Origin of the sequence: Paraclostridium dentum (assembly GCF_012922555.1) — a bacterium.
GTDB lineage: Bacteria > Bacillota > Clostridia > Peptostreptococcales > Peptostreptococcaceae > Paraclostridium > Paraclostridium dentum.
On record NZ_WIPK01000001.1, the window covers coordinates 366769 to 393652 of the forward strand.

Genomic DNA, 26884 nt, shown 5'->3' on the forward strand with positions numbered 1-26884 from the left:
GGAGTAAGCTAATGATAAAATATATATTTTGTGATTTAGATGGAACATTATATCACAATGGAATATCTAAAGAAGATGCAAATGCTATAAATAATATAGAAAAACAAGGAGTTACATTTAATATAGCTACTGGAAGAATTTTTTCTCAAGCTGTAAAGATGACTCAAGATGATATTGATATGAATGGATATTATATATGTGAAAATGGATCATATATATATGATTGCAATAAAAATTTAGTTTTTAAAGGAACAATAGATGATAATATAGTAAAAAAAGTGATTGCTTTATATGAATCAGATAACGCAACATTATACTTTAAGTACAATGGAAAAGTAGTACTACTAGAAGAAAATGATTGTTTCAAGATTTATTCAGATGAATATTTAGTAGACAAAGAATTTGCAAATAAAAATACCTACAATGACCTTGTAGGTAATATAGGTATAGTATCTAAAGATGTAGATGAACTATATAGATTAGAATCTTTTTTAATTGAAGAATTCAATGATGTTTTAGACATATATTTTTCATCTGAATATACTTTAAATTTAGTTCCTAAAGGTGTTTCAAAACATGCAGCTATAAAAAATGTATGCAAAGTTTTAGGAGTTAGTTTAGATGAAGTAGCAACTATAGGAGACTCTCCAAATGATATAAGTATGCTTAAAACTACTAAATATAGTTTTGCAATGAAAAATTCAAGAAAAGAAGTTAAAGAAAGTGCAAATTATACTGCTAGTTCTGTAGAAGATGCAATTAGAAAAATAAAAGAAATCAATGAAGATTTAAATTCATAGGAGGAAGTTATGAAGAAAGTATTAGTTTTATTAGCAAATGGATTTGAAGAAATAGAGGCCTTAAGTGTAGTTAATGTATTAAGAAGAGCTCAAGTGATTTGTCATATGGGAAGTCTTGGTACTGAATATGTAAAAGGTACTCATAATATAGAAGTTAAATCAGATGTAAATATAAACGATATAAACATAAATGAGTATGATGGAGTTGTATTACCAGGAGGACTTCCAGGAGCATATAATCTAAGAGATAGTGAAAAAGTTAGAGAAATAGTACAAAAGTTTAATAATGATGGGAAAATTATAGCTGCTATATGTGCAGCTCCAGAAGCACTAGAAAGTTTTAATATATTAAATGGGAAAAAATGCACATCATATCCAGGATTTATAAAAGATAAGAGTAATATAAACTATATAGAAAATCAAATAGTTGTAGAGGATGGAAATATAATAACTAGTAGAGGACCAGCAACAGCTATAGAATTTTCATTAGCAATACTGAAGAAACTTGGATATAAAAAAGAATATGAAGAAATAAAAGAAGGTATGTTAGTAAACTTTTATAACGAATTTAAATAAAAATTATTAATTAAAAACTATTAAATGATAAATATATAAGCTTAGCTTATATATTTATCATTTTTTTTATATTTATAAATATTTTCGTATAAGTCTACTTGCTTTAGATTGAGATATGTTTAATGCTTTAGCTAACTTATATGAACTTGGATTGTTTTTATAGTATTTACAAATTAAAAGCTTCTCATAATTTTCCATTAAATTATCTAATGAATTATTTTCTTCATCTTTTACAAAATCTACGTGGTGAAGAACTGATTTTGGTAAGTGGTGTAATTCAATGTAGTCTGAGCTTGAAGTAACTAAAATATTTTGAATTATATTTTCAAGTTCTCTCATATTTCCAGGGTAATTGTAGTTCAAAAGTACGTTTATAACTTCTGTAGACATACGTTTATCTAGATTGAAAATATTTGAGTATTTTTTGAAAAAGTGAAAAATAAGTTCTAATAAATCTTCTTTACGATCTCGAAGAGGTGGAATTTTTAGTTCTACTACGTTTATTCTATAATATAAATCCTCTCTAAATTTTTTTTGATTTACAGAATTTATTAAATCAACATTAGTTGCAGAAATAAAGCGTATGTCTACTTTTTTAGTTTTTACTCCTCCAACTGAAGTAAATGTTTTGTCTTGAATAAGTTGTAAAAATTTTGATTGAAGTTCTTTGGGGATATCGCCAATTTCATCAAGAAATAAAGTCCCTTCATTTGCTAACTCAACTAGTCCTATTTTACCCTTTGAATTAGCTCCAGTGAATGCACCACCTTCGTAACCAAATAATTCAGATTCAAGAAGATTTGGAGAAATAGTTGAACAATTTATTGTTATAAATGGTTTTCCAGCTCTTTTACTATTTAAATGTATGTGTTTAGCAAGTGTAGTTTTACCACATCCTGATTCACCAAGTAATAATACATTTACATTTGTTTTAGCAACATTTTTTGCTATTTCTAAAATTGATTTCATACTGGATCCTTTTATAGTAGTATCATTATAAATTAATGACTGAGATTTATTAAATGAACTTATTGTATTTTTATATAATTTTATTTTTTCTTTGATACTATTTAATTCGCTTATATCCCTAGAATTTTCTACTATAAATTCTATATCACCATTTTCATCGAAAACAGGTGTTGCGGTTATTATAAGTGTTTTTCCAGTTATAGTTTTCTGTTCCATAGAAACTTTTTTCTTATGTTTAACAACAGAAGGAATAGGGGTTTGATTAGAGTACCCAGCTTCATTTAAAAACATTGCTGTTTTTCCTATCATATCATCTCTATCTATACCGTAGTTAGATTCGAATGCTTTATTACAATAAATCATATACCCATCTTTATCACATACAAAAATTTCATCATGAGAAGATTCTACTATTCTTTCAAAAAAATCTTTAGTGTATTGCATTAATATATCCCCCGAAATAGTAAATTATAAACTATGTATTTAAAACTCCTTAATTATAGTATATATATAAGTCAAAATCAACTTATTATAAATGAATACTTAATGGATTTTAATATTACAAGTCTATTTTAACTTATATAAAAAACAGAAATGAGTTTGATTTGACTTATATACAATTAGAAAATGTTTCCAAAGTAAGTGATTTCAATTAGAAAAAGCTTGGAGTGATTTGGCATAGAAATTGCTAAAATAATCGTAATAGTAGTATAGATAGGAGGTTTTTTTATGGAACAAAGAAGTAAAGGGTATATATTTGTTGTAACAGCAGGAGTTTTATGGGCTACTATTGGATTATTTGCAAATTCATTATTAAACTTAGGGCTAACTCCAGAACAAGTTGCATTTTTAAGATTATTTTTAGGGTTTTTGATATTATTTATTTATAGTTGTGTAAAAATGCCAAATGCACTTAAGATAAATAGAAAAGGATTAATGTATTGTATTCTTGTAGGTATAATAAGCCAGGCTGGGTTTAATATATGCTATTTTAATGCTATAGATTCTATTGGAGTTTCGGCATCTGCAGTACTTCTATACACATCTCCATTGTTTTTAGCAATGCTATCAATGGCAATTTTTAAAGAAAGACTTAATAAGTCTAAAGTTATGTCACTATGTATTTGTTTTTGTGGATCTATACTAGCAGTAACAGGAGGAAGTTTAGATTTAGGTCAACTTAGTACACAAGGTATTTTACTAGGTATAATGTCAGCTATAACATATGCATGTATGTCCATAATAAGTAAAGGTGCATTAAAAGAATGTGAAGGGATAACCCTGTTGATATATGGATTTCTAATCGGGTCTATATTAATGATACCTTTAGCCAATCCTATACAAATTATTTCATATGCAAATAATATAGGTACTGTGTTTACTATATTAGGATTAGGGATAATACCTGCAGCTGGTGCATATATATTTTATTTAAATGGAATTTCAACAGGTATTGATTTATCAATAGCTGGAATATTAGCATCTGCAGAGCTTATAGTATCTGTAATAATAGGTTGGACATTGCTTGGAGAAAACTTTTCTATAGTGAAAGCTATAGGGGTTTTATTTATGGTTGTTTCTGCAATTATATCAATTAAAAAACCTAACAATAAATTTGAAGAAGATAATGATAATATTAGCTCAGGAAATAAAATAAAACTTCATACAGCAAATTAACTGTAATAAAAAATAAGCTATCTAATTAGATAGCTTATTTTTTATTACAGTATTTAATTCCTTGATACGAATTTCTTTCTCTCATAGTATCATCTATAGCATTTAGAACTTCCCACTTTTTAAGACTCCACATAGGGCCTACTATTTCATCTCTTTTACCGTCTCCAGTAAGTCTATGAACTACCATTTCAGGAGGAATAATTTCTAACTGGTCACACACTAAGTTTATATAATCATCTTTCTCCATTAAGTTAAACATACCTTTTTTTAACATGTTTTCCATAGGTGTTTCTTTTAAAACATGAAGTAAGTGTATCTTTATTCCATGAACACCAAGATCAGCAACTGCTTTAGCTGTTTCCATCATCATATTATAGTCTTCTCCAGGTAATCCATTTATGATATGAACAACTGTTTTTATATTATGCTTTTTTAACTTTTCAACACCTTCTAAAAACGTATTATAATCATGACCTCTGTTTATAATTTTAGATGTTTCATCATGAATTGTTTGAAGTCCTAGTTCAACCCATAAGTTTGTTTTTTTATTAAGTTCAGATAAATATTCTAAAACATCGTCTGGTAAACAATCTGGTCTAGTAGAAATTGAAAGTCCTATTACATCATCTAAATTTAATATAGTTTCATATTTTTCTTTTAATACACTTACTGGAGCATGAGTGTTAGTAAAAGCTTGGAAATATCCAATGTATTTTGCGTTATGCCATTTTTTATGCATCATCTCTTTTATATCTTCAAACTGCTTTATTAAATTATCGTTAGGATTTCCTGCAAAATCTCCAGAACCTTGTTTACTACAGTAAGTACATCCACCATAAGCAACAGTTCCATCTATATTGGGGCAAGAAAAACCTGCATTTATAGATACCTTAAAAACTTTTTCTCCAAAATTGCTTCTAAGGTAATAATTCCATGTATGATACCTTTTATTATCAAAGGCATATTTAAAATTTGTCAAATTAATCACCTTTTCTTTGTTTGTATTAAATTTACTTATACAATATTAACATAAAAAACAATCTTATACAAACCAAGGATTAATTTAACTATAAAAAATAGTACCTTAATTTAAGGTACTATTTTTTATAGTTTTTTTAACTTAGTTCCAGTTGATAAAAGTTGGAACCCGATTAAAACGAAAATTAAAGATAAAAATGTAGCTATAAATCCTGATAAGAATAAAGGTGAAAGGATTAGTATTAATCCACATATTAATAAAAAACCATTAAAACCATTAAACTTTATATAAGGATTTTTTCTGCTATTAAAAAAAGCAATAATTTGTGTTACTAAAAGATATGCACCAAGTATAGATGAAAAGAATCCTTGTATTTGTTGAGGGAAAATAAAAAATAATAGCGCAACAAGTATAAGAATAATTTCTCTGTTTTTATAAGGCTTTAGAGTTTCTTTAGACTCATATCTTTTAAGTTCGTTTATAGTTTTTAGATTTAAGTATGCTAAAAACAAACAAACTGCTCCTAAGCCAAATGATAATACTTTAATGCCTAAATTTTTAAATAAAAGGGAAAGAGTTCCAATAAGTAAAAGTAAAATTCCCATCATTATAAAATTATTTGCATTTTCTTTTTGATTAAAATTATTAAAGTTAAAATTTATATTCATTTATATCACCTCTTTAAATCATTAAAAAAATTATAACAAAAAAAAAGTAACTATAAAATACTTTCTTTTAAATTTCTATTTAAAGTAATTTTAAAAATGCTTGTATCATAAGATTTTATTATGTAAAGGAGTGAGCCAATTGATAAAATTAGTATCTATAATATTTGCAATACTAGCAGGAGGATCCACAGCTCTGGAGGCTTTTATAAATGGAGAGTTAGGGAAAAGTACATCAGCAGTTACAGCAACTTTTATAAGTTTAGTAGTAGGTTCAGTATTTTTTTTAATAAACATGATTTTAACTGGGGAAATTAAAACTTTTTTAGCAACAGAGTCTATAAGTCCTAAATTACTACTTGGGGGTATATTTGGAGGATGTATAATTTATTTTACAGTTAAGGCAATGGATGGAATAGGGCTTTCAAGCACATTAACTATAATAGTAGTTTCACAAATTCTGATAGGATTTTTTATAGATGTGGTTGTTCTTAAAGAGCAAACTATGTATTTATATAAATATGTAGGTGCAATTTTACTATTTATAGGAACATTTTTCATAGTAAGTTAAATCTATTTAATTATTATACATATTTAGATATCTGACTACAATTGTTCTAAAATACAATTGAAAATAAGGTCGATTAAGACAAAATTATACTTGTGATTTTATCAATTCCTGTGTTTTTTTCAGACTATAAGAGTTTTTGTGTTAGTATAATATCATAGACACCTCTTATATAACCCTAGATATATATAATTAAATACTAATAAGTGTATAAAAAATAAAAAAAGGAGGTTAGCAGAATATGAATATAAAAGAAATAATATACTTCTTAGAGGTAGTAAAAGAAAAAAACTTCACTAAAGCTGCAAATAATTTATATATATCACAACCTGCTCTTAGTAAGGCAATAAAAAACTTAGAAAAAGTAGTACAAACACAACTAATAGAAAGATATACAAAAAACTTTAAATTAACCTATGAAGGTGAAATATTTTATGAAAATTCAAAAAAATCAATTGATATTATAAATACAGAGCTATTCAAACTCCAAGATAGTATAACAAATTTTGGGAAAACGTTAACACTAGGCATACCACCAGTTATAGGCAGCGTGTACTTTACATCTGTCGTAGCTAAATTTAAACAAGAATACCCCGACATAGATATACATATAGTAGAAGAAGGCGCAAATAATATAAAATACAAAGTAGTAGATGAAAGTATAGAGCTTGGAGCAGTAATATTTCCAGTAGAAGAAGACAGTATAATAGCATCAGAGATAGTAAGTGGGGATGTAGTGTTAGTTATAAGCAAAGATCATCCGTTATCTAATAGAAAAAGCATTGATGTTAAAGAACTAAAAGATGAAAGATTCATTGTATTTAATGAAAACTTTATGATGTACAATAAAACAATAAATGCCTGCGAAGCTTCAGGATTTGAACCTAACATAGTAATGAAAATCTCACAATGGGATTTTATTTTAGAGATGGTAGCTTTGAATGAGGGAATATCAATAATGCCAAAACTAATAGTTCAACGATACAAAATGAATGGAGTAAATATGATACCTATCTCTAAACCTGAAATAAAGTGGAATATTGGTTTTATAGTTAAAAAGAATAAATATATGTCTAAAACACTAAAGTTATTTGCAGAATACGCAACAGATCATATAAGAAAAGAGTACGGCAATCACGAAGAAGATAATTAATCACAAATAGGATAAAATATTGAATGCTTTTAATTAAATGATTAAAAGTATTTTTTTATAAAGGCAATAAATAGAGATCATAACTAAAAGTTATGAACACATAGTTTTTTGGAATTTTACAATAAAGCTTTACCTATATATACTTATCTTAAAGAGAAAACTTAAAAAAAGGATATAAAATTGGGATAAATACAAGTTTCAAAGATTTAAAAAATAGGGGGAAAAAGAATGTCTAAAGTATATATAGTAGATGCAAAAAGAAGTCCAATTGGTAAGTTTTTAGGGGGATTATCTACAGTAGCACCAGCACAACTTGCTGGTCAAGTAATTAAATCAGTAATAGAAACCAATAACGTAAATGCAAGTAACGTAGATGAAGTAATACTAGGGAATGTATTGCCAGCAGGTCAAGGACAAGGTATAGCAAGGCAAGCCTCAATATATGCTAATATACCATATGAAGTTCCAGCTTATTCAGTAAATATAATATGTGGAAGTGGTATGAAAACAGTTATGACCGCATACTCACAAATAAAATCAGGAAATGGAGACTTAATAGTAGCAGGTGGAGTAGAAGTGATGTCTCAAGTTCCATATGTAACGGAAACTATAATAAGAACGGGTAGCAAAATGGGTGGTATGAACCTTAAAGATAGTTTAGTAGCAGATGGTCTAACTGATGCATTTAACAATTACCACATGGGAATAACTGCTGAAAATATAGCTCAAAAGTATAGTATAACAAGATGTATGCAAGATGAATTTGCTTTTAAATCTCAACAAAAAGCAATAAATGCAATAGATAACGGAAGATTTGTGGATGAAATAGTTCCAATAGAAGTAAAAACAAGAAAAGGTTCAGTAATAGTAGATACTGATGAATATCCAAATAGAAATACAAGCTTAGAAGCAATTTCAAAATTAAGGCCAGCATTTAAAAAAGACGGGACTGTGACAGCAGGAAATGCATCTGGTATAAATGATGGAGCTAGTATAGTGCTTGTAGCATCTGAAAAGGCAGTTAAGGAATATGGATTAAAACCAATAGCTGAGTTAGTAGCAGTAGGTCAAGGTGGAGTAGATCCATCAGTTATGGGACTTGGACCTGTACCAGCAGTTAAAGATGCATTAGAAAGAGCTAATATGAAATTAGAAGAAATAGATTTAGTTGAATTAAATGAAGCTTTCGCAGCTCAATCTCTTGGAGTAATCGAAGAGTTAAAAGAAAACTATGGTGTGGATGATGATTGGTTTGAAGAAAGAACAAATGTTAATGGTGGAGCAATAGCAATAGGTCATCCATTAGGTGCATCTGGAGCTAGAATAATAACGACACTTTTACATGAAATGAAAAAGAGAAAATTAAAACATGGGTTAGCATCTCTTTGTATAGGAGGGGGAATGGGAACTTGTGTAATAGTTAAATTAATAATATAGGAAACACATATATTTAAAATGAATTGTTAAAATATTATTAAAGATGTATGTTGAGTAACTAGTTTAATTATAAAAAGCTAATCATTTTTAGAAAAGAGGGGATATTTTTAATGGAAAAGTATGAATTATTAAAACAAATGTATAGTGAGTTTACAGAAAATGAGGTAGCTCCTATAGCTCATGAAATAGATGAGGAAGAAAAGTTTCCATATGAAACTGTTGAAAAAATGGGTAAATATGGATTCTTAGGGATACCATTCCCTAAAGAGTATGGTGGAGAAGGCGGAGACTATTTAGGTTACGCAATAGCTGTTGAAGAATTATCTAAAGCATGCGGAACTACAGGGGTAATAGTTTCAGCTCATACTTCATTATGTGGAAGTCCAATATTTGAGTTTGGTACAAAAGAGCAAAAAGAAAAATTCTTAGCTCCTCTAGCAAAAGGTGAAAAATTAGGTGCATTTGGTTTAACTGAGCCTAATGCAGGCACAGATGCGGCAGGACAACAAACTACAGCTATATTAGATGGAGATGAATATGTATTAAATGGTACAAAGGTATTTATAACTAATGCAGGCCCAGCTGATATATATGTAGTAATGGCTATGACTGATAAATCTAAAGGAACTCGTGGAATATCAGCATTCATAGTTGAAAAAGGAACTCAAGGTTTCTCTATAGGAAAAAAAGAAAAAAAATTAGGAATAAGGGGTTCTGCAACTTGTGAGTTAATATTTGAAAATTGTAGAATACCTAAAGAAAATATATTAGGAAAAGAAGGTCAAGGTTTTAAAATAGCTATGAAGACACTAGATGGTGGTCGTATAGGAATAGCAGCACAAGCTCTTGGGATAGCTCAAGGAGCATTAGATGTTACTGTTGGCTATGTTAAAGAAAGAAAACAGTTTGGCAAAAGTATAGCCGCATTCCAAAACACTCAATTTGAGTTAGCTGATATGAAAACTAAGATTGAAGCTGCAAGACATTTAGTATATAATGCTGCAACTAAAAAGGATTTAGGCAAATCATACGGTTTAGAAGCTGCAATGGCAAAACTTTACGCTGCAGAAGTTGCAATGGAGGTTACTACTAAAGCAGTTCAACTTCATGGTGGATATGGATATACGCGTGAATATGAAGTTGAAAGAATGATGAGAGATGCAAAAATAACTGAGATATATGAAGGAACAAGTGAAGTTCAAAAAATGGTGATAAGTGCCAACTTACTTAAATAGCCTTGAAAGAAATTTGGGAGGAAAAACATGAATATATTAGTTTGTATAAAGCAAGTGCCAGACACAACAGAAGTAAAGTTAGATCCTAAAACTGGGACATTAATAAGAGATGGAATTCCAAGTATAATAAATCCTGATGATAAAGCAGGTATAGAAGAAGCAATAAAGATAAAAGAGCAAATGGGAGCTACTATAACTGTATTAACAATGGGACCTCCTCAAGCTAAAAATGCACTAAAAGAAGCTTTAGCAATGGGTGTCGATAGAGCTATACTTCTTACAGATAGGGCATTTGCTGGAGCTGATACACTTGCAACTTCAAAAACAATAGCAGGTGCTATAAAAAATATCGAGTATGATTTAATAATAGCAGGAAGACAAGCGATAGATGGAGACACTGCGCAAGTTGGTCCTCAAATTGCAAATCATCTTGATATACCATCAATAACATATGTTGAAAAAATGGAAATTGAAGGGGATAGCATAACAGTAGACAGGGCATTTGAAGATGGATACCAAGTTATAAGGGCTAAGATGCCAGTACTTATAACTACTTTAAAAGAAATGAATAGTCCAAGATACATGAAAGTATCTAGAATATATGACTGTATGTCAGAAGATAATATAGAAACTTGGGGATTAAAGGATATAGAAGTTAATACAGAAGAAATAGGATTAAAAGGTTCACCAACTAAAGTTAAGAAGTCTTTTACTAAAGGGGTTAAGGCTAAAGGAACACTTCATGATGTAGGTGAAAAAGAAGCAGCAATATTAATTGTAAACTCTTTAAAAGAAAAATTTATATTAACTGAAGCAAAAGCTTAAAAAATGATTTGACAAAGAATTACTAAGGCAATAGTTATTAATGGGAGGAAAAACGATGAGTGTAATGGTTTTTGTTGAACAAAGAAGAGGAGAAATACAAAATGTTTCTTTGGAATTATTAGGAAAAGGTAGAGAGTTAGCTGATAAGATAAATAATAAATTAAGTGCTGTATTATTAGGCCATAATATAAAAAAATTAAGTGAAGAACTTATAGAATATGGAGCAGATGAAGTAGTTTACGTTGAAGATGAAAATTTAGATGTATACTTAACTAGTACATATACTAAAGCCCTTACAGAAGTAATAAATAAAAAAAATCCAGATATAGTTTTAGTAGGAGCAACTACAATAGGTAGAGATTTAGCTCCAAGAGTAAGTGCTACTATAGAAACAGGACTTACTGCAGACTGTACATCACTTGAAATAGATGATGAAAATCAAGGGTTATTAATGACGAGACCAGCATTTGGCGGGAATATAATGGCTACAATAATATGTCCAAATCATAGACCACAAATGAGTACTGTAAGACCTGGTGTTATGAAAAAATTAGAAAAAGATATAAATAGAACAGGAAATGTAGAAAAGATAGATGCTAAGTTTTTAGAGGACTACAAAAATGTACAAGTATTAAAATATGTTAAAGAAAACGTAAAAAAGGTTAACATAGAAGATGCAAAGATTCTCATATCAGCAGGTAGAGGAATTGGATGCAAAGAAAATATGGATGCTTTATATGAATTAGCAGATTTATTAGGAGCTGAAGTAAGTGCTTCTCGTGCTGTAGTTGATGCAGGATGGATTGATAAATCTCGACAAGTAGGTCAAACCGGTAAGACAGTAAGACCAGATGTATATATTGCTTGTGGTATATCAGGAGCAATACAACATTTAGCTGGTATGGAAGAGTCTGAATATATAATTGCTATAAATAATAATAGTGATGCAGCAATATTTGAAGTAGCAGACCTTTCTTTAGTAGGAGATGTTAACAAAGTAATTAAAAACTTAATACAAGAGTTAGCATAACAAAAAGATTTTAACTAATTGGTATAGGCAAAAATCTATACCAATTAGCTAATATATATTTATTAGGGGGATTTCACATGAAAGCAATGATAAGAATTAGAATGGGAAGCCATGATGCACATTATGGTGGAAATTTAGTAGATGGAGCTAAGATGCTTCAATTGTTTGGAGATGTAGCTACTGAGTTACTTATTCAAAATGATGGAGATGAAGGATTATTCAAAGCATATGATAGTGTTGAATTTTTAGCACCAGTATATGCAGGAGATTATATCGAAGCTGTTGGAGAAATAGTGAATATAGGAAATAGTTCAAGAAAAATGGTATTTGAAGCTAGAAAAGTTATAGTACCAAGATTTGATATAAGTGATTCAGCAGCTGATGTTTTAGAAGAAGCAATGATAGTTTGTAAGGCAAGTGGAACTTGTGTAGTACCTAAAGACAAGCAAAGATACTAGTTTAAAAGGGGGAGGCGGTTAATTTGGAAAAAGTAATAATTACAGCAGCTATATGTGGTGCAGAGGTAACAAAAGAACACAATGAAAATGTCCCATACACTGTAGAAGAAGTAGCAATAGAAGCAAAAGCTGCTTATGATGCTGGAGCTAGTATAATACATCTTCATGTAAGAAATGATGATGGGACTCCAACTCAAGATATAAATAGATTTAAAGAATGTATAGATGCAATAAAAAAGGTGTGTGAAGATGCAATTGTTCAACCTTCAACTGGAGGAGCAGTTGGGATGAGCAATGAAGAAAGAATACAACCTGTAAACTTATATCCAGAAATGGCAACACTAGATTGTGGTACTTGTAACTTTGGTGGAGATGATATCTTTGTTAACACGGAAGATACTATAAAGGAATTTGGAAAAAAAATGATAGATCTAAGTGTTAAGCCAGAAATAGAAGTGTTTGATAAAGGTATGATAGACATGGCTTTAAGACTTAATAAAAGAGGCTTCATAAATGATAATATGCATTTTAACTTTGTAATGGGAGTTAATGGTGGTATAAGTGGAACATATAGAGATTTAATGTTTATGAGAGAAAGTATACCAAGTAATGCTACCTTCACTGTAAGTGGTGTAGGAAGATGCCAGTTTGACATGATAGCACTAAGTGTGTTAATGGGAGGGCATATCCGAGTAGGATTTGAGGATAATGTTTATATGGAAAAAGGAATAAAGGCTAAATCTAATGGAGAATTAGTTCAAAAAGCTGTAGATATCATTAGAGCATTAGGAAGACAAGTAGCTACACCAAAAGAAGCTCGTGAGATATTAGGCTTAGAAGCTAAGATATTAACAGAACAAGAAGCTTAAAATATATTAGGGGGAAAAAATATGAGTAAGGTTATATCTTTAGAAAAATTAAAAGACATCTTTAAAAACGATATGACTATTATGATAGGCGGATTTTTAGGGTGTGGTACCGGAGAGAAACTTATAGATTCACTTATAGAATCAGATGTTAAGAATTTAACTATAATAGGAAATGACACTTCCTTTGTTGATAGAGGAATAGGAAGATTAATAGTAAATAATCAAGTAAAGAAAGTCATAGCTTCACATATTGGAACTAATGCAGAAACTGGTAAGTTAATGAATGAAGGTAAGCTTGAAGTAGAATTATCTCCACAAGGAACTCTTATAGAAAGAGTAAGAGCAGGAGGGTTTGGTTTAGGTGGAATATTAACTCCAACTGGAGTAGGAACATTAGTAGAGGAAAATAAAGAAAAAATAAGTATAAATAATAAAGAGTACTTGCTAGAATACCCATTAAGAGCGGATGTAGCACTTGTTAAGGGTAGTATAGTAGATGAATTTGGTAACACAGTGTACAAAGGAACTACTAAAAACTTTAATCCAATGATGGCAATGGCAAGTGATATTGTAATTGTTGAAGCAGAAGAATTTATAAAAACTGGCGAAATTAATAAGGAAATGATTATGACTCCAGGTGTAGTAGTGGATTACATTGTAAAGGAGGCTAATTAAATGAATCCTAAAGAAATTATAGCAAGAAGAGTTGCAAAAGAGTTTGAAAATGGGCAATTAATAAATCTCGGAATAGGACTTCCAACTTTAACTGCAAATTATATTGAGGATGGAATAAATGTAACTTTTCAATCAGAAAACGGAATGGTTGGAATGGGAAAAGTTGCAGATGAAGATGAAATAGATTTAGATATAACTAATGCAGGCGGACAATATGTAACTATAAATTATGATGGAGCTTTCTTTGATACAGCAATGTCTTTTGGATTAATTAGAGGAGGGCACGTTGATGTAACAGTACTAGGAGCCTTAGAGGTAGATCAAAATGGAAACTTAGCTAACTGGATAGTTCCTGGGAAGATGGTTCCTGGTATGGGAGGAGCTATGGATTTAGTAGTTGGAGCGAAGAAGGTAATAGTTGCAATGCTACATACTGCAAAAGGAAAGTCTAAAATACTTAAAAACTGTACTCTTCCATTAACTGCAAAGCATGTAGTTGATATGATAGTAACTGAACTTGCTGTTATGAAAGTAACTGAAAATGGATTACTTGTAACAGAGATCAGTGAAGAAGTAACTGTTGAAGAGTTAATAGAAATGACTGAGGCAGACTTAATCATATCAGATGATTTAGTATATAGAGAACCACAAACAATATAACAAAGGGGATATAAAGATGAGAGGATGTAAGTATGGGACACATAGAGTAATAGGGGAAAACGTTCTACCTCAACCGGCTAAAAAAATAAACAATGATATGAATATATATGATAATGAAATATTAATAGATGTTCAAGCTTTAAATATAGATTCAGCAAGTTTTACTCAAATAGAAGAAGATTGTAATCAGGATATAGAAAAAATAAAAGCAAGAATACTAGAAATAGTAGAAGAAAAAGGTAAAATGCAAAATCCAGTAACAGGTTCTGGAGGAATGTTAATAGGAACTATAGAAAAGATAGGCTCTGATTTAGAAGGGAACATAGATTTAAAAGTAGGGGATAAGGTAGCTACACTTGTTTCTTTATCATTAACACCATTAAAAATAGAAGAAATAGTAGATATAAAGCCAGATATAGATAGAGTTGAAATAAAGGGGAAAGCGATATTATTTGAAAGTGGTATATACGCAAAATTACCAACGGATATGGAAGAAACATTAGCACTAGCTGCCTTAGATGTAGCAGGAGCACCTGCTCAAACTCAAAAGTTAGTTAAGGAAGGTAATAGTGTTTTAATACTAGGGGCTGCTGGAAAGTCTGGAATGCTATGCTGTTATGAAGCTAGAAAAAAAGCAGGTAAGGCTGGTAAAGTAATAGGGCTTGTAATAAACAGTAAAGACGCAGAATTTATAAAAGAAAATAATCTTGTTGATGAAGCAATAATAGTCGATGCTAAAAATCCTAATGCAGTTTTAAATAAAGTATTAGAAGTAAACAATGGGAAAGAAGTAGATTTAGCTATAAACTGTGTAAATGTTCCTAATACAGAAATGAGTACAATATTGCCAGTTAGAGATAAAGGAGTAGTATATTTCTTCTCAATGGCAACTACATTTACAAAAGCAGCACTTGGAGCTGAAGGTGTGGGTAAAGATGTAGATATGATAATAGGAAATGGATACACTAAGGGGCATGCGGATGTTACATTAACTGCATTAAGAGAAAGTGAAAATTTAAAAAATATATTCAAAAAATTATATGTATAATTAGGGGGATAAATAATAATGGATAGAAAAATATTTACAGAAATTGACAATGAATTATGGAATGACTGGAATTGGCAAGTTAAAAATAGAATAACAACTGTTGAAGAACTTAAAAAATACGTACCACTTACAGAAAGTGAAGAACAAGGAGTTCAAGAATGTCTTAAAACTTTAAGAATGAGTATAACTCCATACTATTTATCTTTAATTGATCCGTCAAATCCAGATGATCCGATAAGAAAGCAATCAATACCAGTATCATTGGAACTTAAAGTTTCTGATGCTGACTTAGATGACCCACTTCATGAAGATGGAGATTCACCAGTACCAGGTCTCACTCATAGATACCCAGATAGAGCATTACTATTAATCACTGACCAATGTGCAATGTACTGTAGGCACTGTACAAGAAGAAGGTTTGCAGGCCAAAATGATGGAGCTCAACCAGTAGATAGAATAGATAAAGCTATAGAATATATAAGAAGTACACCAGTTATAAGAGATGTATTATTATCAGGTGGAGATGCACTTTTAATGAGTGACGAAAGATTAGAGTACATAATAAGTAAATTAAGAGAAATACCACACGTTGAAATAATAAGAATAGGAAGTAGAGTTCCGGTGGTTATGCCTCAGAGAATAACTGATGATTTAGTAAATATGCTTAAAAAATATCATCCAATATGGTTAAATACTCACTTTAATCACCCAAATGAAATAACACCAGAGTCAATGGAAGCTTGTAAAAAAATGGCGGATGTAGGTATACCTTTAGGAAACCAGAGTGTTTTACTACGTGGAGTAAATGACTGTATGCATGTTATGAAAAAATTAGTTAACGATTTAGTAAAAATAAGAGTTAGACCATATTACATTTATCAATGTGACTTATCTAACGGTATTGAGCACTTTAGAACTCCTGTTTCTAAAGGTATAGAAATAATAGAAGGATTAAGAGGGCATACATCAGGATACTGTGTACCAACATTTGTTGTAGATGCACCAGGTGGTGGTGGGAAAACGCCAGTTATGCCAAACTATGTAATATCTCAAAGTCATGATAAAGTAATACTTAGAAACTTTGAAGGTGTTATAACAACATACTCAGAGCCAAAGAATTACAGCTATACGTGCCAATGCGAAGTTTGTATAGGAGAGAAAGAAGGTCATAAGGTAGGCGTAGCTGGACTTTTAAATAATGAAAGAATGATACTTGAACCAAGTGAACTAGAAAGAAAGAAAAGAGAGTTATGTGCTCAATTAGTTTAATATAAAAAACTATAAGGCAAAAGATATTATAGAATAAAGCTATAATATCTTTTGCTAATAAAAGTATGCATGGCTTATTGAAATTATATTAAATTTATAAGGAATAAACTATGAATAAATTAAGCGAAATATTAAGGTATAAAAGTATGTCTATTATAGGTAACTATAAGAATGTTGGAAAAACTACGACCTTAAATTACATACTTAAAGAATGTATAAGCGAAAACGTAATACTTGGAATTACATCGATTGGAGTAGATGGAGAAGGTGTAGATTCAGTTACTAATACTTATAAACCTAGAATATATGTAAATAGAAATACAATAATAGCCACAGCCAGTAGTTTAGTTTTAGGAAGTGATATAACAAAAGAAATTCTAGAAATAACAAATATAACAACACCCCTAGGAAATATAGTTATATTTAAATCTTTAAGCGATGGATATATAGAACTTGCAGGTCCATCTATAAATACTCAGATAAAATATGTATGTGATAGGCTAAAGCATTATGGAGCAGATTTGAGTATAGTGGATGGAGCTTTATCTAGAAAAACACTAGGCTCACCATCAATAACAGAATCAACTATATTTTGTAGTGGAGCTGTAATAAATAAGGATATAAATAAGGCTATAGAAAAAATTGTATATGAAGCTAATATTTTAAATCTTGATAAAGTTAATGATAATAAATTTTATGAAGTTTATGAAAATATAAAGGGTAAAAAGGTTAGCTTAGTAAACAATGACTATACATATAAAAGCTTAGATATTAATACAACTTTAAGCTCTTCAAAAGAAATCATAGACAATATAGATAGGAATACTAAGTATATAGTTTTTAATGGAATAGTTACTGATGATTTTATAAACACAATGCTAAGAAGTGGTAAAGATTACAAAAACATAACTATATTAGTTGAGGACAGTACGAAAATATTTTTAGAAAAAGATGTATTTGAAAAGTTTATAAAGCTTAAAGGAAACATTAGAGCAATAAATAAAGTAAACCTGATAGGGGTAAGTATAAACCCAACTTCGATAGAAGGTTATAGCTTTGATGAAAAATATTTTATAGATACTATACAAAGTAAGACTGATATAAAAGTATTTAATGTAATGAGTTTTTAAAAAATAATCTTTTAGGAACAAGAAGGTGATAATATTAAATCATTTATAACGAACGAAGTAAATACGATTACACCATATGGAGAAATAGAAAAAGGTAGTATCAAGATATATAGAAAAGAAAATAAGCTTAAGTTAATAAAAGAACTGAGCTATGTTGAAGATATGATTAATAGCTTTAAAAAAAACAAAGCTGTGTATGAGAATATACAATATGAATTCTGTAAAGTAAAGAATATTAAAAATACAATTGTAAGGCTAGAAAATAAAAATATATTAGATGAAATAGAGTTATTTGAAATAAAAAATTTTGCTATAAACGTTAATAAAATAATGGAATACTATTCAAAGTTGAATTTAAATGTAGATTATATAAATTTTAAAAGTTTAGGTAAAGTTGTAAAACTATTAGACCCAGACAACTTGAAGCTAACAACCTTTCGAATATATGAAGCTTATAGTAAACAGTTATTACTTATAAGGCAAAATAAACTTAACGTAGAAAAAGAAATATTTAGTTCAACAGATATAGAAAACATAGAAAAGTTAAAAAAGAAAAGACTTGAGATAGTTATTCAAGAAGATAAAGAAGTCCTAAAAATAAGGAAAGCTTTAACTGAAGAGCTATACAATTATTTAATAGATGTAAAAGAAAATACAACTAATATAGGAAAATTGGATTTGCTTATTGCAAAAGCTGATTTAGCAATAAAATATAATGCTATAAAACCAAGTATAAATGAAGAAAATAAAATCTATTTTAAAGATCTAGTAAATCCAAATCTTCAAAGAATTTTAGATTTACAAGGAAAGAAATATATACCAATAAGTATAGAGCTTGACAAGAAAATAACCATAATAAGTGGAGCTAACATGGGTGGAAAAAGTGTAAGTATGAAAACTATAGCACTTAATTTATATTTATTTCAATGTGGATTTTTTATATTTGCTAAAGAAGCTAACTTATGCATATTAGACTTTATATATTTAGTAAGTGATGATATGCAAGATATAAACAAAGGTTTAAGTACCTTTGGAGCAGAGATAATAAAATTAAAGGAAATAACAAAGCTCATTAAGTTAAGAGATGGATTCATAGCATTAGATGAATTTGCAAGAGGAACTAATCCAATAGAAGGGAGATTACTTTTAAAATCAATATGTGAATATTTTAAACAGTATAATTCAATAAGCTTAATATCTACTCACTTAGATGATATAAATATTAGCGATGTTGACTATTATCAGGTAATAGGACTTAGAAATGTAAACTTTGAAGGTTTAAAACGTCAAATAAATCTAAAGATAGGTACAGATAAAAGTTCAAATGGAGTAAAAATACTTCAAGAGTATATGGACTATAGAATGGAAAAAGTAAGCAAAGAAACTAAAGTTCCAAAAGATGCTATAAATATATGTAAGTTATTAGGGCTTGATAATGAAATAATTAATATAGCAAATAAATTAAGTAAATAGGAAGCCAAGGGGGATAATATGAGTAAGTTAAATTTAGATTTTAGTATAGTTGAGAAAGCTCGTAAATCAGCACAAAACATAGTATTAGACACACAAGAATTTATAAACAAGCACACTACAGTAACTGTTGAAAGAAGTATACTAAGATTGCTTGGTGTTGATGGGGTAGATGAATTTGGTGTACCACTTCCAAATATAGTTGTAGATAGTATAAAGAATTCTAACAATGGATCTTTAGGAATGGGTGTTGCTTACTATATAGGTAATGCTATGATAAACACAGGTCTTAATCCACAAGAAATAGCAGAAGAAGTATCTAAAGGGGAATTAGAATTATCTTCACTTAAGGAAAATGATGTATTTGAAGTTAAGATTAAAATAAATGAAATAGCTAGAAAAAGTGTAAATCAAATAAAAGAAAATAGAAATAAAAGAGAAGAATTCTTAAATGAGTATGGCGATAAAAAAGGTCCGTATTTATATTTGATAGTTGCAACAGGAAATATATATGAAGATATAACTCAAGCAGTAGCTGCAGCTAAACAAGGTGCAGATATAATAGCAGTTATAAGAACAACCGGGCAAAGTTTACTTGATTATGTTCCATATGGAGCTACTACTGATGGATTTGGTGGAACATATGCAACAGGTGAAAACTTTAGATTAATGAGAGAAGCACTTGATAAAGTTGGAAAAGAATTAGGAAGATATATAAGACTTTGTAACTACTGTTCAGGATTATGTATGCCAGAAATAGCAGCACTTGGAGCACAAAATAGATTAGATGTTATGTTAAATGATGCTTTATATGGAATATTATTTAGAGATATAAATATGAAGAGAACTATGATAGATCAATACTTCTCAAGAATAATAAATGGATATGCTGGAGTTATAATAAACACTGGTGAAGATAACTACTTAACAACAGCAGATGCTGTAGAAGAAGCGCATACTGTACTTGCATCTCAATTTATAAATGAACAATTTGCATTAGTTGCAGGGCTACCTGAAGAGCAAATGGGACTTGGACATGCTTTTGAAATAAGTCCTGATTTTGAAAATGGATTCTTATATGAATTAGCTCAAGCTCAAATGGCTAGGGAAATATTCCCCAAAGCACCTCTTAAGTATATGCCACCAACTAAATTTATGACAGGTGATATATTTAAAGGTCAAGTACAAGACGCACTATTTAATATGGTAACTATAATGACAGGCCAAAAGTTACACTTATTAGGAATGCTTACAGAAGCAATACATACTCCATTTATATCAGATAGAGCTATATCTATAGATAATGCTCAATATATATTTAATACTATGAAAGACTTAGGTAGTGAAATAGAGTTTAAAAAAGATGGTATCATGTGCACTAGAGTTAATGAAGTTTTAAATAATGCATATGAGTTAATAGCTGAGATAGAAAAAGAAGGACTATTTAAAACATTAGAACAAGGTAAGTTTGCAGGTATAAAAAGACCAGTAGATGGTGGAAAAGGTCTTGATGGAGTTGTTATGAAAGAGAATGCATACTTCAATCCATTTGTAGAGTTAATGCTAGAAAAAGAGTTAGTGTTAGGGGGGGACTGTTAATGAGCGGACTATATTCTATGGAAGCTAAAGAATACGATCAAAATCTTGATTTAAAAAATGTAAAGCCTTATGGAGACACATTAAATGATTCTAAAGTGCAAGTAAGCTTTACATTACCTATAAAAGATGATGAAAAAGGTATAGAGGCTGCAAAACTTACAGCTAAAAATATGGGGCTTGGTGATATAAATGTAGCACATCACAAGGCACTTGATAGCGAAATTACATTCTATGTAGTATATGGAAGTTTAGAAAAAGGTGTAAACTACGAAGATATACATGTAGAAGTAGCACAAGAAGATACTATGGATAAATATGAAATAGAAGAATACATAAAAGAAAATATAAAAAGAGATGTAGTAGTAGTAGGTGCAAGTACAGGAACTGATGCACATACAGTTGGAATAGATGCAATAATGAATATGAAGGGTTATGCAGGAAACTATGGATTAGAAAGATATGAAGGAATAGAAGCTTACAATTTAGGAAGCCAGGTTCCAAATGAAGAATTTATAAAAAAAGCAGTAGAACTTAAAGCAGACGTATTATTAGTTTCTCAAACTGTAACACAAAAGAATATTCATATAGAAAACCTAACTAATTTAGTAGAACTATTAGAAGCTGAAGGATTACGTGATAAAGTAGTACTTTTATGTGGTGGACCAAGAATAAGTCATGAACTTGCAAAAGAATTAGGGTATGATGCAGGATTTGGGCCAGGAAAATTTGCACAAGATGTTGGAAGTTTCTTTGTAGAAGAGTTAGTTAATAGAAATCTAGTATAATAAAAAAGGATTATATTAAGGGGGACTATTCCGTCGTGAATATTTTAGTTGGATTATTTAAGTTTTCACCAGTATTTGTATTAGCAGGTTTAATGATTTTTAAAGTGGATTGTTTAATAGCAGCACCAATAGCTACAATATGTGCATTTATTGTAGCTTCAATAACAGATAAGTTTAAGTTTAATGATTTAGTGGATTGTGCTGTTGATAATGTAAAACATTTAAATTTAGTTTTCTTTATATTAATGTTTGCTTATGCTATGGCAGAAGCATTTATGACTACAGGGGTTGGAGCTTCAATAGTTAATATAGCACTTTCCCTAGGTGTAACAGGTAGAACTATTGCATTAGTTGCATTTATAGTTACTTGTGTACTTTCAGTAGCTACGGGAACTTCATGGGGAACTTTTGCAGCATGTGCTCCCATATTTTTATGGTTAAACCATATGGTTGGTGGAGATATATTATTAACAACTGCGTCAATAGCTGGGGGAGCTTGCTTTGGAGATAACATAGGGCTTATATCAGATACAACAGTTGTAAGTTCTGGTATACAGGGGGTTGAGGTAATAGATAGAATTAAATCTCAAGGACCATGGTCTATAGTATGTCTAGTAATATCAATGATATTCATATATGGATGGAGTGTATATAAGGGATTGCCATCAGAAGCTGCTAATGCTGCATTAGCAATAGAGCAAATACCTGCTCAAGTAATGGTTGACTTAGAAACTGCAAGACCATCAGCCGTAGATCTTTTAAATCAGGTGAAAGCAGGGGTACCATATTATATGGCAATACCACTACTATTAGTTTTAGCAGTAGCTATTAAAGGATTACCTACACTAGTATGTTTAGGTGTTGGTATAGCGTCATCATTTATATTTGGTTCTTTTGCAGGGACTGTAGACTCTTTAAATAGTTTCTTAAAGTTAATGATGAGTGGATTTAAAGATGCAGGTTCTTGGGTTATAGTAATGATGATGTGGGTAGGGGCATTCGGTGGAGTGATGTCTAAGATGAAAGCTTTTGAACCATTATCAAATGCAATAATGTATCTTGCTAGAAATGTAAAGCAACTAATGTTTATGAATGGTTTATTGTGTTTAATAGGAAATGCTGCACTTGCAGATGAAATGGCTCAAATTGTTACAGTAGGACCTGTAACTAAAGAATTAGTTGAAAAGAATGTAGAGGGTAGTGAAGAAGAGTTATACCAACTACGTTTAAGAAATGCTACTTTCTCTAGTTCCCTAGGGGTATTTGGTTCTCAATTAATACCATGGCATGTTTATATAGGGTTCTACTTAGGAATATTATCAGCAGTGTATCCACTGCATAAATTTGTAGCACTTGATATAATAAAATACAATATAATGGCATTTGTTACAGTTGGGTCTATACTTATATTAACAGTAACTGGACTTGATAGATTTATTCCTAAGTTTGGTTTACCAAGTGAACCAAAAGTTAAACTAAAGAAAGAAGAAAAAGTCAAGGGACAGATAATATAAATAGAGTCCGTAGGACTCTATTTCTTTTGCACTAAAAAGGCAATAGTATGGAAACTACTTTGCTTATATAATGATTCTTAGCCCACAGAAATAAACTTTGTTGAGAAAAATTTAATAATTACTAATGTAGTTTTGTAAAATTTGCATAAATATACATATTTGGCAAATTCAATATATGTGATAAAATTAATGTAAATAAAATACATTAGGAGAGATATAATAATGAAAAATAAATTTGTTATGTCATTTAGCGGGGGAAAAGATAGCACATTGGCATTATATCGAATGATAAAAAAAGGTTATGAGCCAGTAGCTCTTTTGACAACTGTAAAAAAAGATGCTGATAAATCATGGACACATGGAATAAATAAAAGGTTATTAAAACAAGTAAGTGAAAGCTTAGACATCCCATTATTAGAAGTTGAATGCGATGTTTGTGAGTATGAAAAAGAGTTTGAAAAGAGCTTAACAAAAGCAAAGGAACTTGGCGCAAGTATTTGTGTATTTGGAGATATAGATATCGAAGAACATAAAAATTGGGATGTGGAAAGATGTAAAAATTCAGGAATCGAAGCTAGTTTTCCATTATGGCAAGAAGATAGAGAATCATTAGTTTATGAATTTATAGAAAGTGGATTTACAACTATAATAAAAACTGTAAATTTAGATTATTTAAATGAAAGTTTATTAGGTAAAAAACTTACAAAAAATGTTGTTCTTGAAATTAAAAATGCTGGGGCAGATGCTTGTGGTGAAAATGGAGAATATCATACGTTTGTAATAGATGGGCCATTATTTAAAGAAAAAGTATCTTTTGAAAATAAAGGTATTGTAATTGAAAGAAATTATGGACATTTAAATATTGTATAGAAAAAGCTATCTTAAAAAAGATGGCTTTTTTATGCTACAAATCAAAAAATACACATATTAATGGGCATAAATTTAAATTTGAAGAGGTAAATATAGCTATGGGAATTATGTAAAATAGTAACCATTATATTAACTTAAATTAAAGCAAATAATAATAAAAATAAATACTAAACTAATTTAAGAAGGTGACACTAAATGCAATCATCTAAAGGAATTAAGTTTTTTATTTTTTTAATAATAAATATGATAATAGTATTATTGCCAAATGATGTTTATTCAATGCAAAAAAATCAAAAAATATCTCAAGAAGTTATAATAGGGGGAGAATTATTGCATATGGAATTAAATACTGAAAAAGTAATGATATTTGGAATAGAAAAAAATTCTTTTATTAAAAATTATGATTTAATAGACTGTGTAAGTGGAGATTCAGTAAAAAGAATATTTAATCAGAATGAAAAAAATATATTATCTAAACGAGATATAATAACTACTCTTATCTCTATGAAAGAAGATGAAAAAATAAACTTAAGTTTAATAAGAAATAATAAAAAAATAAAGGTAAGTATTGATAAAAAACAACTTAAACCAGAGTATTTAGTAGATAAAATTCCATATACAGCAACTTTAACTTATATAAATCCACAAAATTTAAATTTTGGAGCAGTAGGCCATGATATTGAATTTAAAGGAAATGAAAAATTAATTACAAATAAAGGAGAAATATATAAATCAAATTTATCGCGTATAAAAAAATCATCTAAAAATTATGTAGGAAATATAAGTGGGGATAAAAGTGAAAATTTATTAGGAACAATTTCAAATATAGGAAGCTATAGTGTTAAAGGTAATGTGAATTTTCTACAAAATAACAAGGAGAACAAAATATGCAAAATTGCAAATGAAAATGAAGTTAAAATAGGTCAAGCTTTTGTGGTTATGAAACATAATGAAAATGAAGCTAAGTATTATAAAATAAACGTTACAAAAATTAATAAAATAGCTAAAGAAATAGAAAGTTTTGATTTTAAAGTAGAAGATGAACAGTTAATAAAAAAATATGGAGGAATAACACAAGGAATGAGTGGATCTCCAATTATTCAAAATGATAAGTTAATAGGATCATTATCATATGTAATGACTAAGGATACCTTAAATGGAAATGGAGTTTATATAAAAACAATGATGAAAGAATAATCTTTCATCATTGTTCTTTTTTAAATTCAATCCAAATAGGTGCTGTAACTGATATTTTATTATTATTTTGATATACTTTTACATAATAATAAGAATCTTTTAACGTAGAAAGTTTCAATTCAAGTTTAGCTAAGTTAGAACTGAAATTTTTATATGCAACTATTTTCCCATTGTTAGAAATTACTTCGATTCTTTTAATTTTGTCCTTAAGATCATTATCGATTACGCTTATATTAAAATATAAATTGGATGTGTTTTTTATAGTAGAACCCATTACTTCATCATTTATACTATAATCTATTTTTATATTTTTGTCTTGAGTAGCATATACTCTCATGTTTCTTAAAGAATCATAAAATGAATTTTCGTTTAAACCTGTACATAAAACAACTGTTCTGAATTCATTTGCAATTCCCCAATCAGTTCGATGATTATCTTGGTTAGATGTAGGAGCTAGATGCCAACCTAAATCTAAAGATTTTTGATATTCGTCAAAAGCTATTTTGTTTTTAGTTATATCACTTTTATATCCATTACAAACTTCAATTAAAGAAATTACGCTATCTGCATCTTTATTGTATTTTAAATTATTAAATCTTCCAAATGTATCGCAGGGATGATTAAACTGAGCAATTAAATCATCATGTTTTGAAATTTCCTTGTAAAAGCTTTCTAAATTAGAGTAAAGAGAATCATTTGTAGATATAAAGCCATTAGTATTAAACACATTTATGTGCCCTATAGGGTCTTTTTTATTTTTAAAAGGATAAGTCATTTCAAAACCTTTAAGAGCTAAAAATTTATCATTAGACGTATAATCATTTGATACATTAATTAAACTTGTCCATTTAGAGCTTAAACTTCCATCATCTAAAGTAACTTCTGTATCTTTATCCAACATATTTGAATGATCTGTTATTGCAAAAAAATCTAGTTTAGCTTTGAATTTAGAAGTATAGTAAGCATCTTCAAAACTACCATGGCCATCACTATTTGATGTATGAGCATGGATTAAACCATAATAATGGTTATAATTTGGAGATCCTACATTAAAATACCATTCAGCTTTAGACTTATTTTTATTTACATCACTAACATAAACTTCTATTATTTGAGTGCCTCTTTTAAATTTATTTTTAGGTTTATAAGAAATTGAATTATTTTCGATTTTGCAATCCTTAGTAACATCTTTATAATTAACCAAAAACTTAACACTTTTTAAATCTATATTATTTTCATCTTGGAAAGTAGCTCTTATAGTAGGTTTAGAAATAATGTATTGCTGTGCATTAACAGGAGAAACAATATCTATTTTAGGAGCTGTAGTATCTTTTAGATTTAAAGAATGTACATTTGAAGTTGAAAAAATAAATATAAAAAATAATATGAATATATATTTAAATTGTGTCATAATAATCAGTCCTTT

The 26884-nt window shown here is 29.3% G+C and carries 26 protein-coding genes; 22 read left to right on the forward strand and 4 right to left on the reverse strand.

From position 1 onward, the window contains the following. Positions 1-11: 11 nt before the first annotated feature. On the forward strand, positions 12-800 hold the full coding sequence (locus tag GFJ41_RS01645; RefSeq protein WP_021429024.1) for an HAD family hydrolase: 789 nt from the start codon (positions 12-14) through the stop codon (positions 798-800). 9 nt (positions 801-809) lie between these two features. Beyond that, positions 810-1376, forward strand: coding sequence for a DJ-1 family glyoxalase III (locus GFJ41_RS01650; protein ID WP_170074438.1), 567 nt, complete (start codon positions 810-812; stop codon positions 1374-1376). Between the two features lie 72 nt (positions 1377-1448). On the opposite strand, the gene GFJ41_RS01655 is transcribed toward GFJ41_RS01650, so the two are convergent. Next, positions 1449-2789 carry a sigma-54 interaction domain-containing protein gene (locus GFJ41_RS01655; protein WP_170074439.1) on the reverse strand — a complete coding sequence of 447 codons (1341 nt, stop codon included), beginning with the start codon at positions 2787-2789 and terminating at the stop codon, positions 1449-1451. Positions 2790-3074: 285 nt separating this feature from the next. Here GFJ41_RS01655 and GFJ41_RS01660 point away from each other — a divergent pair, with 285 nt between their 5' ends. Further along, a complete protein-coding gene (locus tag GFJ41_RS01660; protein ID WP_021429163.1) occupies positions 3075-4022 on the forward strand; it encodes a DMT family transporter in 948 nt (315 codons plus the stop codon). Between the two features lie 34 nt (positions 4023-4056). Here the strand turns inward: GFJ41_RS01660 and mnmL are convergent, their stop codons facing one another. Next, a complete protein-coding gene (gene mnmL, locus GFJ41_RS01665; RefSeq protein ID WP_021432555.1) occupies positions 4057-5001 on the reverse strand; it encodes a tRNA modification radical SAM protein MnmL/YtqA in 945 nt (314 codons plus the stop codon). Between the two features lie 125 nt (positions 5002-5126). Next, positions 5127-5669 carry a DUF308 domain-containing protein gene (locus GFJ41_RS01670; RefSeq protein ID WP_170074440.1) on the reverse strand — a complete coding sequence of 181 codons (543 nt, stop codon included), beginning with the start codon at positions 5667-5669 and terminating at the stop codon, positions 5127-5129. Between the two features lie 130 nt (positions 5670-5799). Between GFJ41_RS01670 and GFJ41_RS01675 the strand changes: the two genes are divergently transcribed. From GFJ41_RS01675 to GFJ41_RS01765, 19 genes are all read left to right on the forward strand, one after another. Continuing rightward, positions 5800-6237: a DMT family transporter gene (locus GFJ41_RS01675; protein ID WP_226883764.1), complete on the forward strand. Its 438-nt coding sequence runs from the start codon at positions 5800-5802 to the stop codon at positions 6235-6237. Positions 6238-6475: 238 nt separating this feature from the next. Continuing rightward, positions 6476-7387, forward strand: coding sequence for a LysR family transcriptional regulator (locus GFJ41_RS01680; protein ID WP_170074441.1), 912 nt, complete (start codon positions 6476-6478; stop codon positions 7385-7387). A 228-nt stretch (positions 7388-7615) separates the two neighbouring features. Further along, positions 7616-8824 carry an acetyl-CoA C-acetyltransferase gene (locus GFJ41_RS01685; RefSeq protein ID WP_035117782.1) on the forward strand — a complete coding sequence of 403 codons (1209 nt, stop codon included), beginning with the start codon at positions 7616-7618 and terminating at the stop codon, positions 8822-8824. 110 nt (positions 8825-8934) lie between these two features. Next, positions 8935-10059 (forward strand): acyl-CoA dehydrogenase, encoded by a 1125-nt coding sequence (locus tag GFJ41_RS01690; RefSeq protein ID WP_170074442.1) that lies wholly within the window; start codon positions 8935-8937, stop codon positions 10057-10059. Between the two features lie 27 nt (positions 10060-10086). Next, positions 10087-10884 carry an electron transfer flavoprotein subunit beta/FixA family protein gene (locus tag GFJ41_RS01695; protein WP_035117785.1) on the forward strand — a complete coding sequence of 266 codons (798 nt, stop codon included), beginning with the start codon at positions 10087-10089 and terminating at the stop codon, positions 10882-10884. A gap of 55 nt (positions 10885-10939) precedes the next feature. Then, complete coding sequence (locus GFJ41_RS01700) at positions 10940-11914, forward strand: electron transfer flavoprotein subunit alpha/FixB family protein (RefSeq protein WP_332841105.1); 975 nt, start codon at positions 10940-10942, stop codon at positions 11912-11914. 77 nt (positions 11915-11991) lie between these two features. Next, on the forward strand, positions 11992-12372 hold the full coding sequence (gene kal / locus GFJ41_RS01705) for a 3-aminobutyryl-CoA ammonia lyase (RefSeq protein ID WP_035117789.1): 381 nt from the start codon (positions 11992-11994) through the stop codon (positions 12370-12372). A 23-nt stretch (positions 12373-12395) separates the two neighbouring features. Beyond that, a complete protein-coding gene (kce, locus tag GFJ41_RS01710) occupies positions 12396-13241 on the forward strand; it encodes a 3-keto-5-aminohexanoate cleavage enzyme (RefSeq protein ID WP_170074444.1) in 846 nt (281 codons plus the stop codon). Between the two features lie 21 nt (positions 13242-13262). Next, complete coding sequence (locus GFJ41_RS01715; RefSeq protein ID WP_170074445.1) at positions 13263-13916, forward strand: 3-oxoacid CoA-transferase subunit A; 654 nt, start codon at positions 13263-13265, stop codon at positions 13914-13916. After that, positions 13917-14576: a 3-oxoacid CoA-transferase subunit B gene (locus GFJ41_RS01720; protein ID WP_170074446.1), complete on the forward strand. Its 660-nt coding sequence runs from the start codon at positions 13917-13919 to the stop codon at positions 14574-14576. Positions 14577-14592: 16 nt separating this feature from the next. Next, entirely contained in the window at positions 14593-15624 is a 1032-nt protein-coding gene (gene kdd / locus GFJ41_RS01725; protein WP_035117798.1) for an L-erythro-3,5-diaminohexanoate dehydrogenase, read from the forward strand. Between the two features lie 18 nt (positions 15625-15642). Further along, positions 15643-16893 (forward strand): lysine 2,3-aminomutase, encoded by a 1251-nt coding sequence (gene kamA, locus GFJ41_RS01730; RefSeq protein ID WP_081949286.1) that lies wholly within the window; start codon positions 15643-15645, stop codon positions 16891-16893. A 110-nt stretch (positions 16894-17003) separates the two neighbouring features. Then, positions 17004-18023 carry a lysine 5,6-aminomutase reactivase subunit KamB gene (gene kamB, locus GFJ41_RS01735; protein ID WP_170074447.1) on the forward strand — a complete coding sequence of 340 codons (1020 nt, stop codon included), beginning with the start codon at positions 17004-17006 and terminating at the stop codon, positions 18021-18023. A 45-nt stretch (positions 18024-18068) separates the two neighbouring features. Next, complete coding sequence (kamC, locus tag GFJ41_RS01740; protein WP_500048744.1) at positions 18069-19496, forward strand: lysine 5,6-aminomutase reactivase ATPase KamC; 1428 nt, start codon at positions 18069-18071, stop codon at positions 19494-19496. An 18-nt stretch (positions 19497-19514) separates the two neighbouring features. Continuing rightward, on the forward strand, positions 19515-21092 hold the full coding sequence (gene kamD / locus GFJ41_RS01745; protein ID WP_170074448.1) for a lysine 5,6-aminomutase subunit alpha: 1578 nt from the start codon (positions 19515-19517) through the stop codon (positions 21090-21092). Further along, on the forward strand, positions 21092-21877 hold the full coding sequence (gene kamE / locus GFJ41_RS01750) for a lysine 5,6-aminomutase subunit beta (protein WP_035117806.1): 786 nt from the start codon (positions 21092-21094) through the stop codon (positions 21875-21877). Before kamD ends, kamE begins: the two co-directional genes overlap by 1 nt. Positions 21878-21912: 35 nt before the next feature. Then, the gene (locus GFJ41_RS01755) at positions 21913-23391 is read left to right on the forward strand and encodes a Na+/H+ antiporter NhaC family protein (protein WP_170074449.1); all 1479 of its coding nucleotides are present in this window, start codon (positions 21913-21915) and stop codon (positions 23389-23391) included. Between the two features lie 222 nt (positions 23392-23613). Continuing rightward, entirely contained in the window at positions 23614-24261 is a 648-nt protein-coding gene (locus GFJ41_RS01760) for a Dph6-related ATP pyrophosphatase (RefSeq protein WP_035117808.1), read from the forward strand. A 195-nt stretch (positions 24262-24456) separates the two neighbouring features. Further along, positions 24457-25458, forward strand: a complete 1002-nt coding sequence (locus tag GFJ41_RS01765) for a SpoIVB peptidase S55 domain-containing protein (protein ID WP_170074450.1) — start codon at positions 24457-24459, stop codon at positions 25456-25458. A gap of 7 nt (positions 25459-25465) precedes the next feature. Here the strand turns inward: GFJ41_RS01765 and GFJ41_RS01770 are convergent, their stop codons facing one another. Beyond that, the gene (locus GFJ41_RS01770) at positions 25466-26869 is read right to left on the reverse strand and encodes a CehA/McbA family metallohydrolase (protein WP_035117810.1); all 1404 of its coding nucleotides are present in this window, start codon (positions 26867-26869) and stop codon (positions 25466-25468) included. Between the last annotated feature and the right edge of the window lie 15 nt (positions 26870-26884).

Excerpts from the sequence above, each read along its gene's own strand:
- kamD (WP_170074448.1), top strand. The coding sequence starts at position 19,515 with ATGAGTAAGTTAAATTTAGATTTTAGTATAGTTGAGAAAGCTCGTAAA.
- GFJ41_RS01770 (WP_035117810.1), bottom strand. The coding sequence starts at position 26,869 with ATGACACAATTTAAATATATATTCATATTATTTTTTATATTTATTTTT.
- kamA (WP_081949286.1), top strand. The coding sequence starts at position 15,643 with ATGGATAGAAAAATATTTACAGAAATTGACAATGAATTATGGAATGAC.
- GFJ41_RS01765 (WP_170074450.1), top strand. The coding sequence starts at position 24,457 with ATGCAATCATCTAAAGGAATTAAGTTTTTTATTTTTTTAATAATAAAT.
- kamE (WP_035117806.1), top strand. The coding sequence starts at position 21,092 with ATGAGCGGACTATATTCTATGGAAGCTAAAGAATACGATCAAAATCTT.
- GFJ41_RS01660 (WP_021429163.1), top strand. The coding sequence starts at position 3,075 with ATGGAACAAAGAAGTAAAGGGTATATATTTGTTGTAACAGCAGGAGTT.
- GFJ41_RS01690 (WP_170074442.1), top strand. The coding sequence starts at position 8,935 with ATGGAAAAGTATGAATTATTAAAACAAATGTATAGTGAGTTTACAGAA.
- GFJ41_RS01670 (WP_170074440.1), bottom strand. The coding sequence starts at position 5,669 with ATGAATATAAATTTTAACTTTAATAATTTTAATCAAAAAGAAAATGCA.
- GFJ41_RS01650 (WP_170074438.1), top strand. The coding sequence starts at position 810 with ATGAAGAAAGTATTAGTTTTATTAGCAAATGGATTTGAAGAAATAGAG.
- GFJ41_RS01715 (WP_170074445.1), top strand. The coding sequence starts at position 13,263 with ATGAGTAAGGTTATATCTTTAGAAAAATTAAAAGACATCTTTAAAAAC.
- GFJ41_RS01655 (WP_170074439.1), bottom strand. The coding sequence starts at position 2,789 with ATGCAATACACTAAAGATTTTTTTGAAAGAATAGTAGAATCTTCTCAT.
- GFJ41_RS01720 (WP_170074446.1), top strand. The coding sequence starts at position 13,917 with ATGAATCCTAAAGAAATTATAGCAAGAAGAGTTGCAAAAGAGTTTGAA.
- kdd (WP_035117798.1), top strand. The coding sequence starts at position 14,593 with ATGAGAGGATGTAAGTATGGGACACATAGAGTAATAGGGGAAAACGTT.
- GFJ41_RS01700 (WP_332841105.1), top strand. The coding sequence starts at position 10,940 with ATGAGTGTAATGGTTTTTGTTGAACAAAGAAGAGGAGAAATACAAAAT.
- GFJ41_RS01680 (WP_170074441.1), top strand. The coding sequence starts at position 6,476 with ATGAATATAAAAGAAATAATATACTTCTTAGAGGTAGTAAAAGAAAAA.
- GFJ41_RS01760 (WP_035117808.1), top strand. The coding sequence starts at position 23,614 with ATGAAAAATAAATTTGTTATGTCATTTAGCGGGGGAAAAGATAGCACA.
- GFJ41_RS01645 (WP_021429024.1), top strand. The coding sequence starts at position 12 with ATGATAAAATATATATTTTGTGATTTAGATGGAACATTATATCACAAT.
- GFJ41_RS01695 (WP_035117785.1), top strand. The coding sequence starts at position 10,087 with ATGAATATATTAGTTTGTATAAAGCAAGTGCCAGACACAACAGAAGTA.
- kal (WP_035117789.1), top strand. The coding sequence starts at position 11,992 with ATGAAAGCAATGATAAGAATTAGAATGGGAAGCCATGATGCACATTAT.
- kamB (WP_170074447.1), top strand. The coding sequence starts at position 17,004 with ATGAATAAATTAAGCGAAATATTAAGGTATAAAAGTATGTCTATTATA.
- GFJ41_RS01685 (WP_035117782.1), top strand. The coding sequence starts at position 7,616 with ATGTCTAAAGTATATATAGTAGATGCAAAAAGAAGTCCAATTGGTAAG.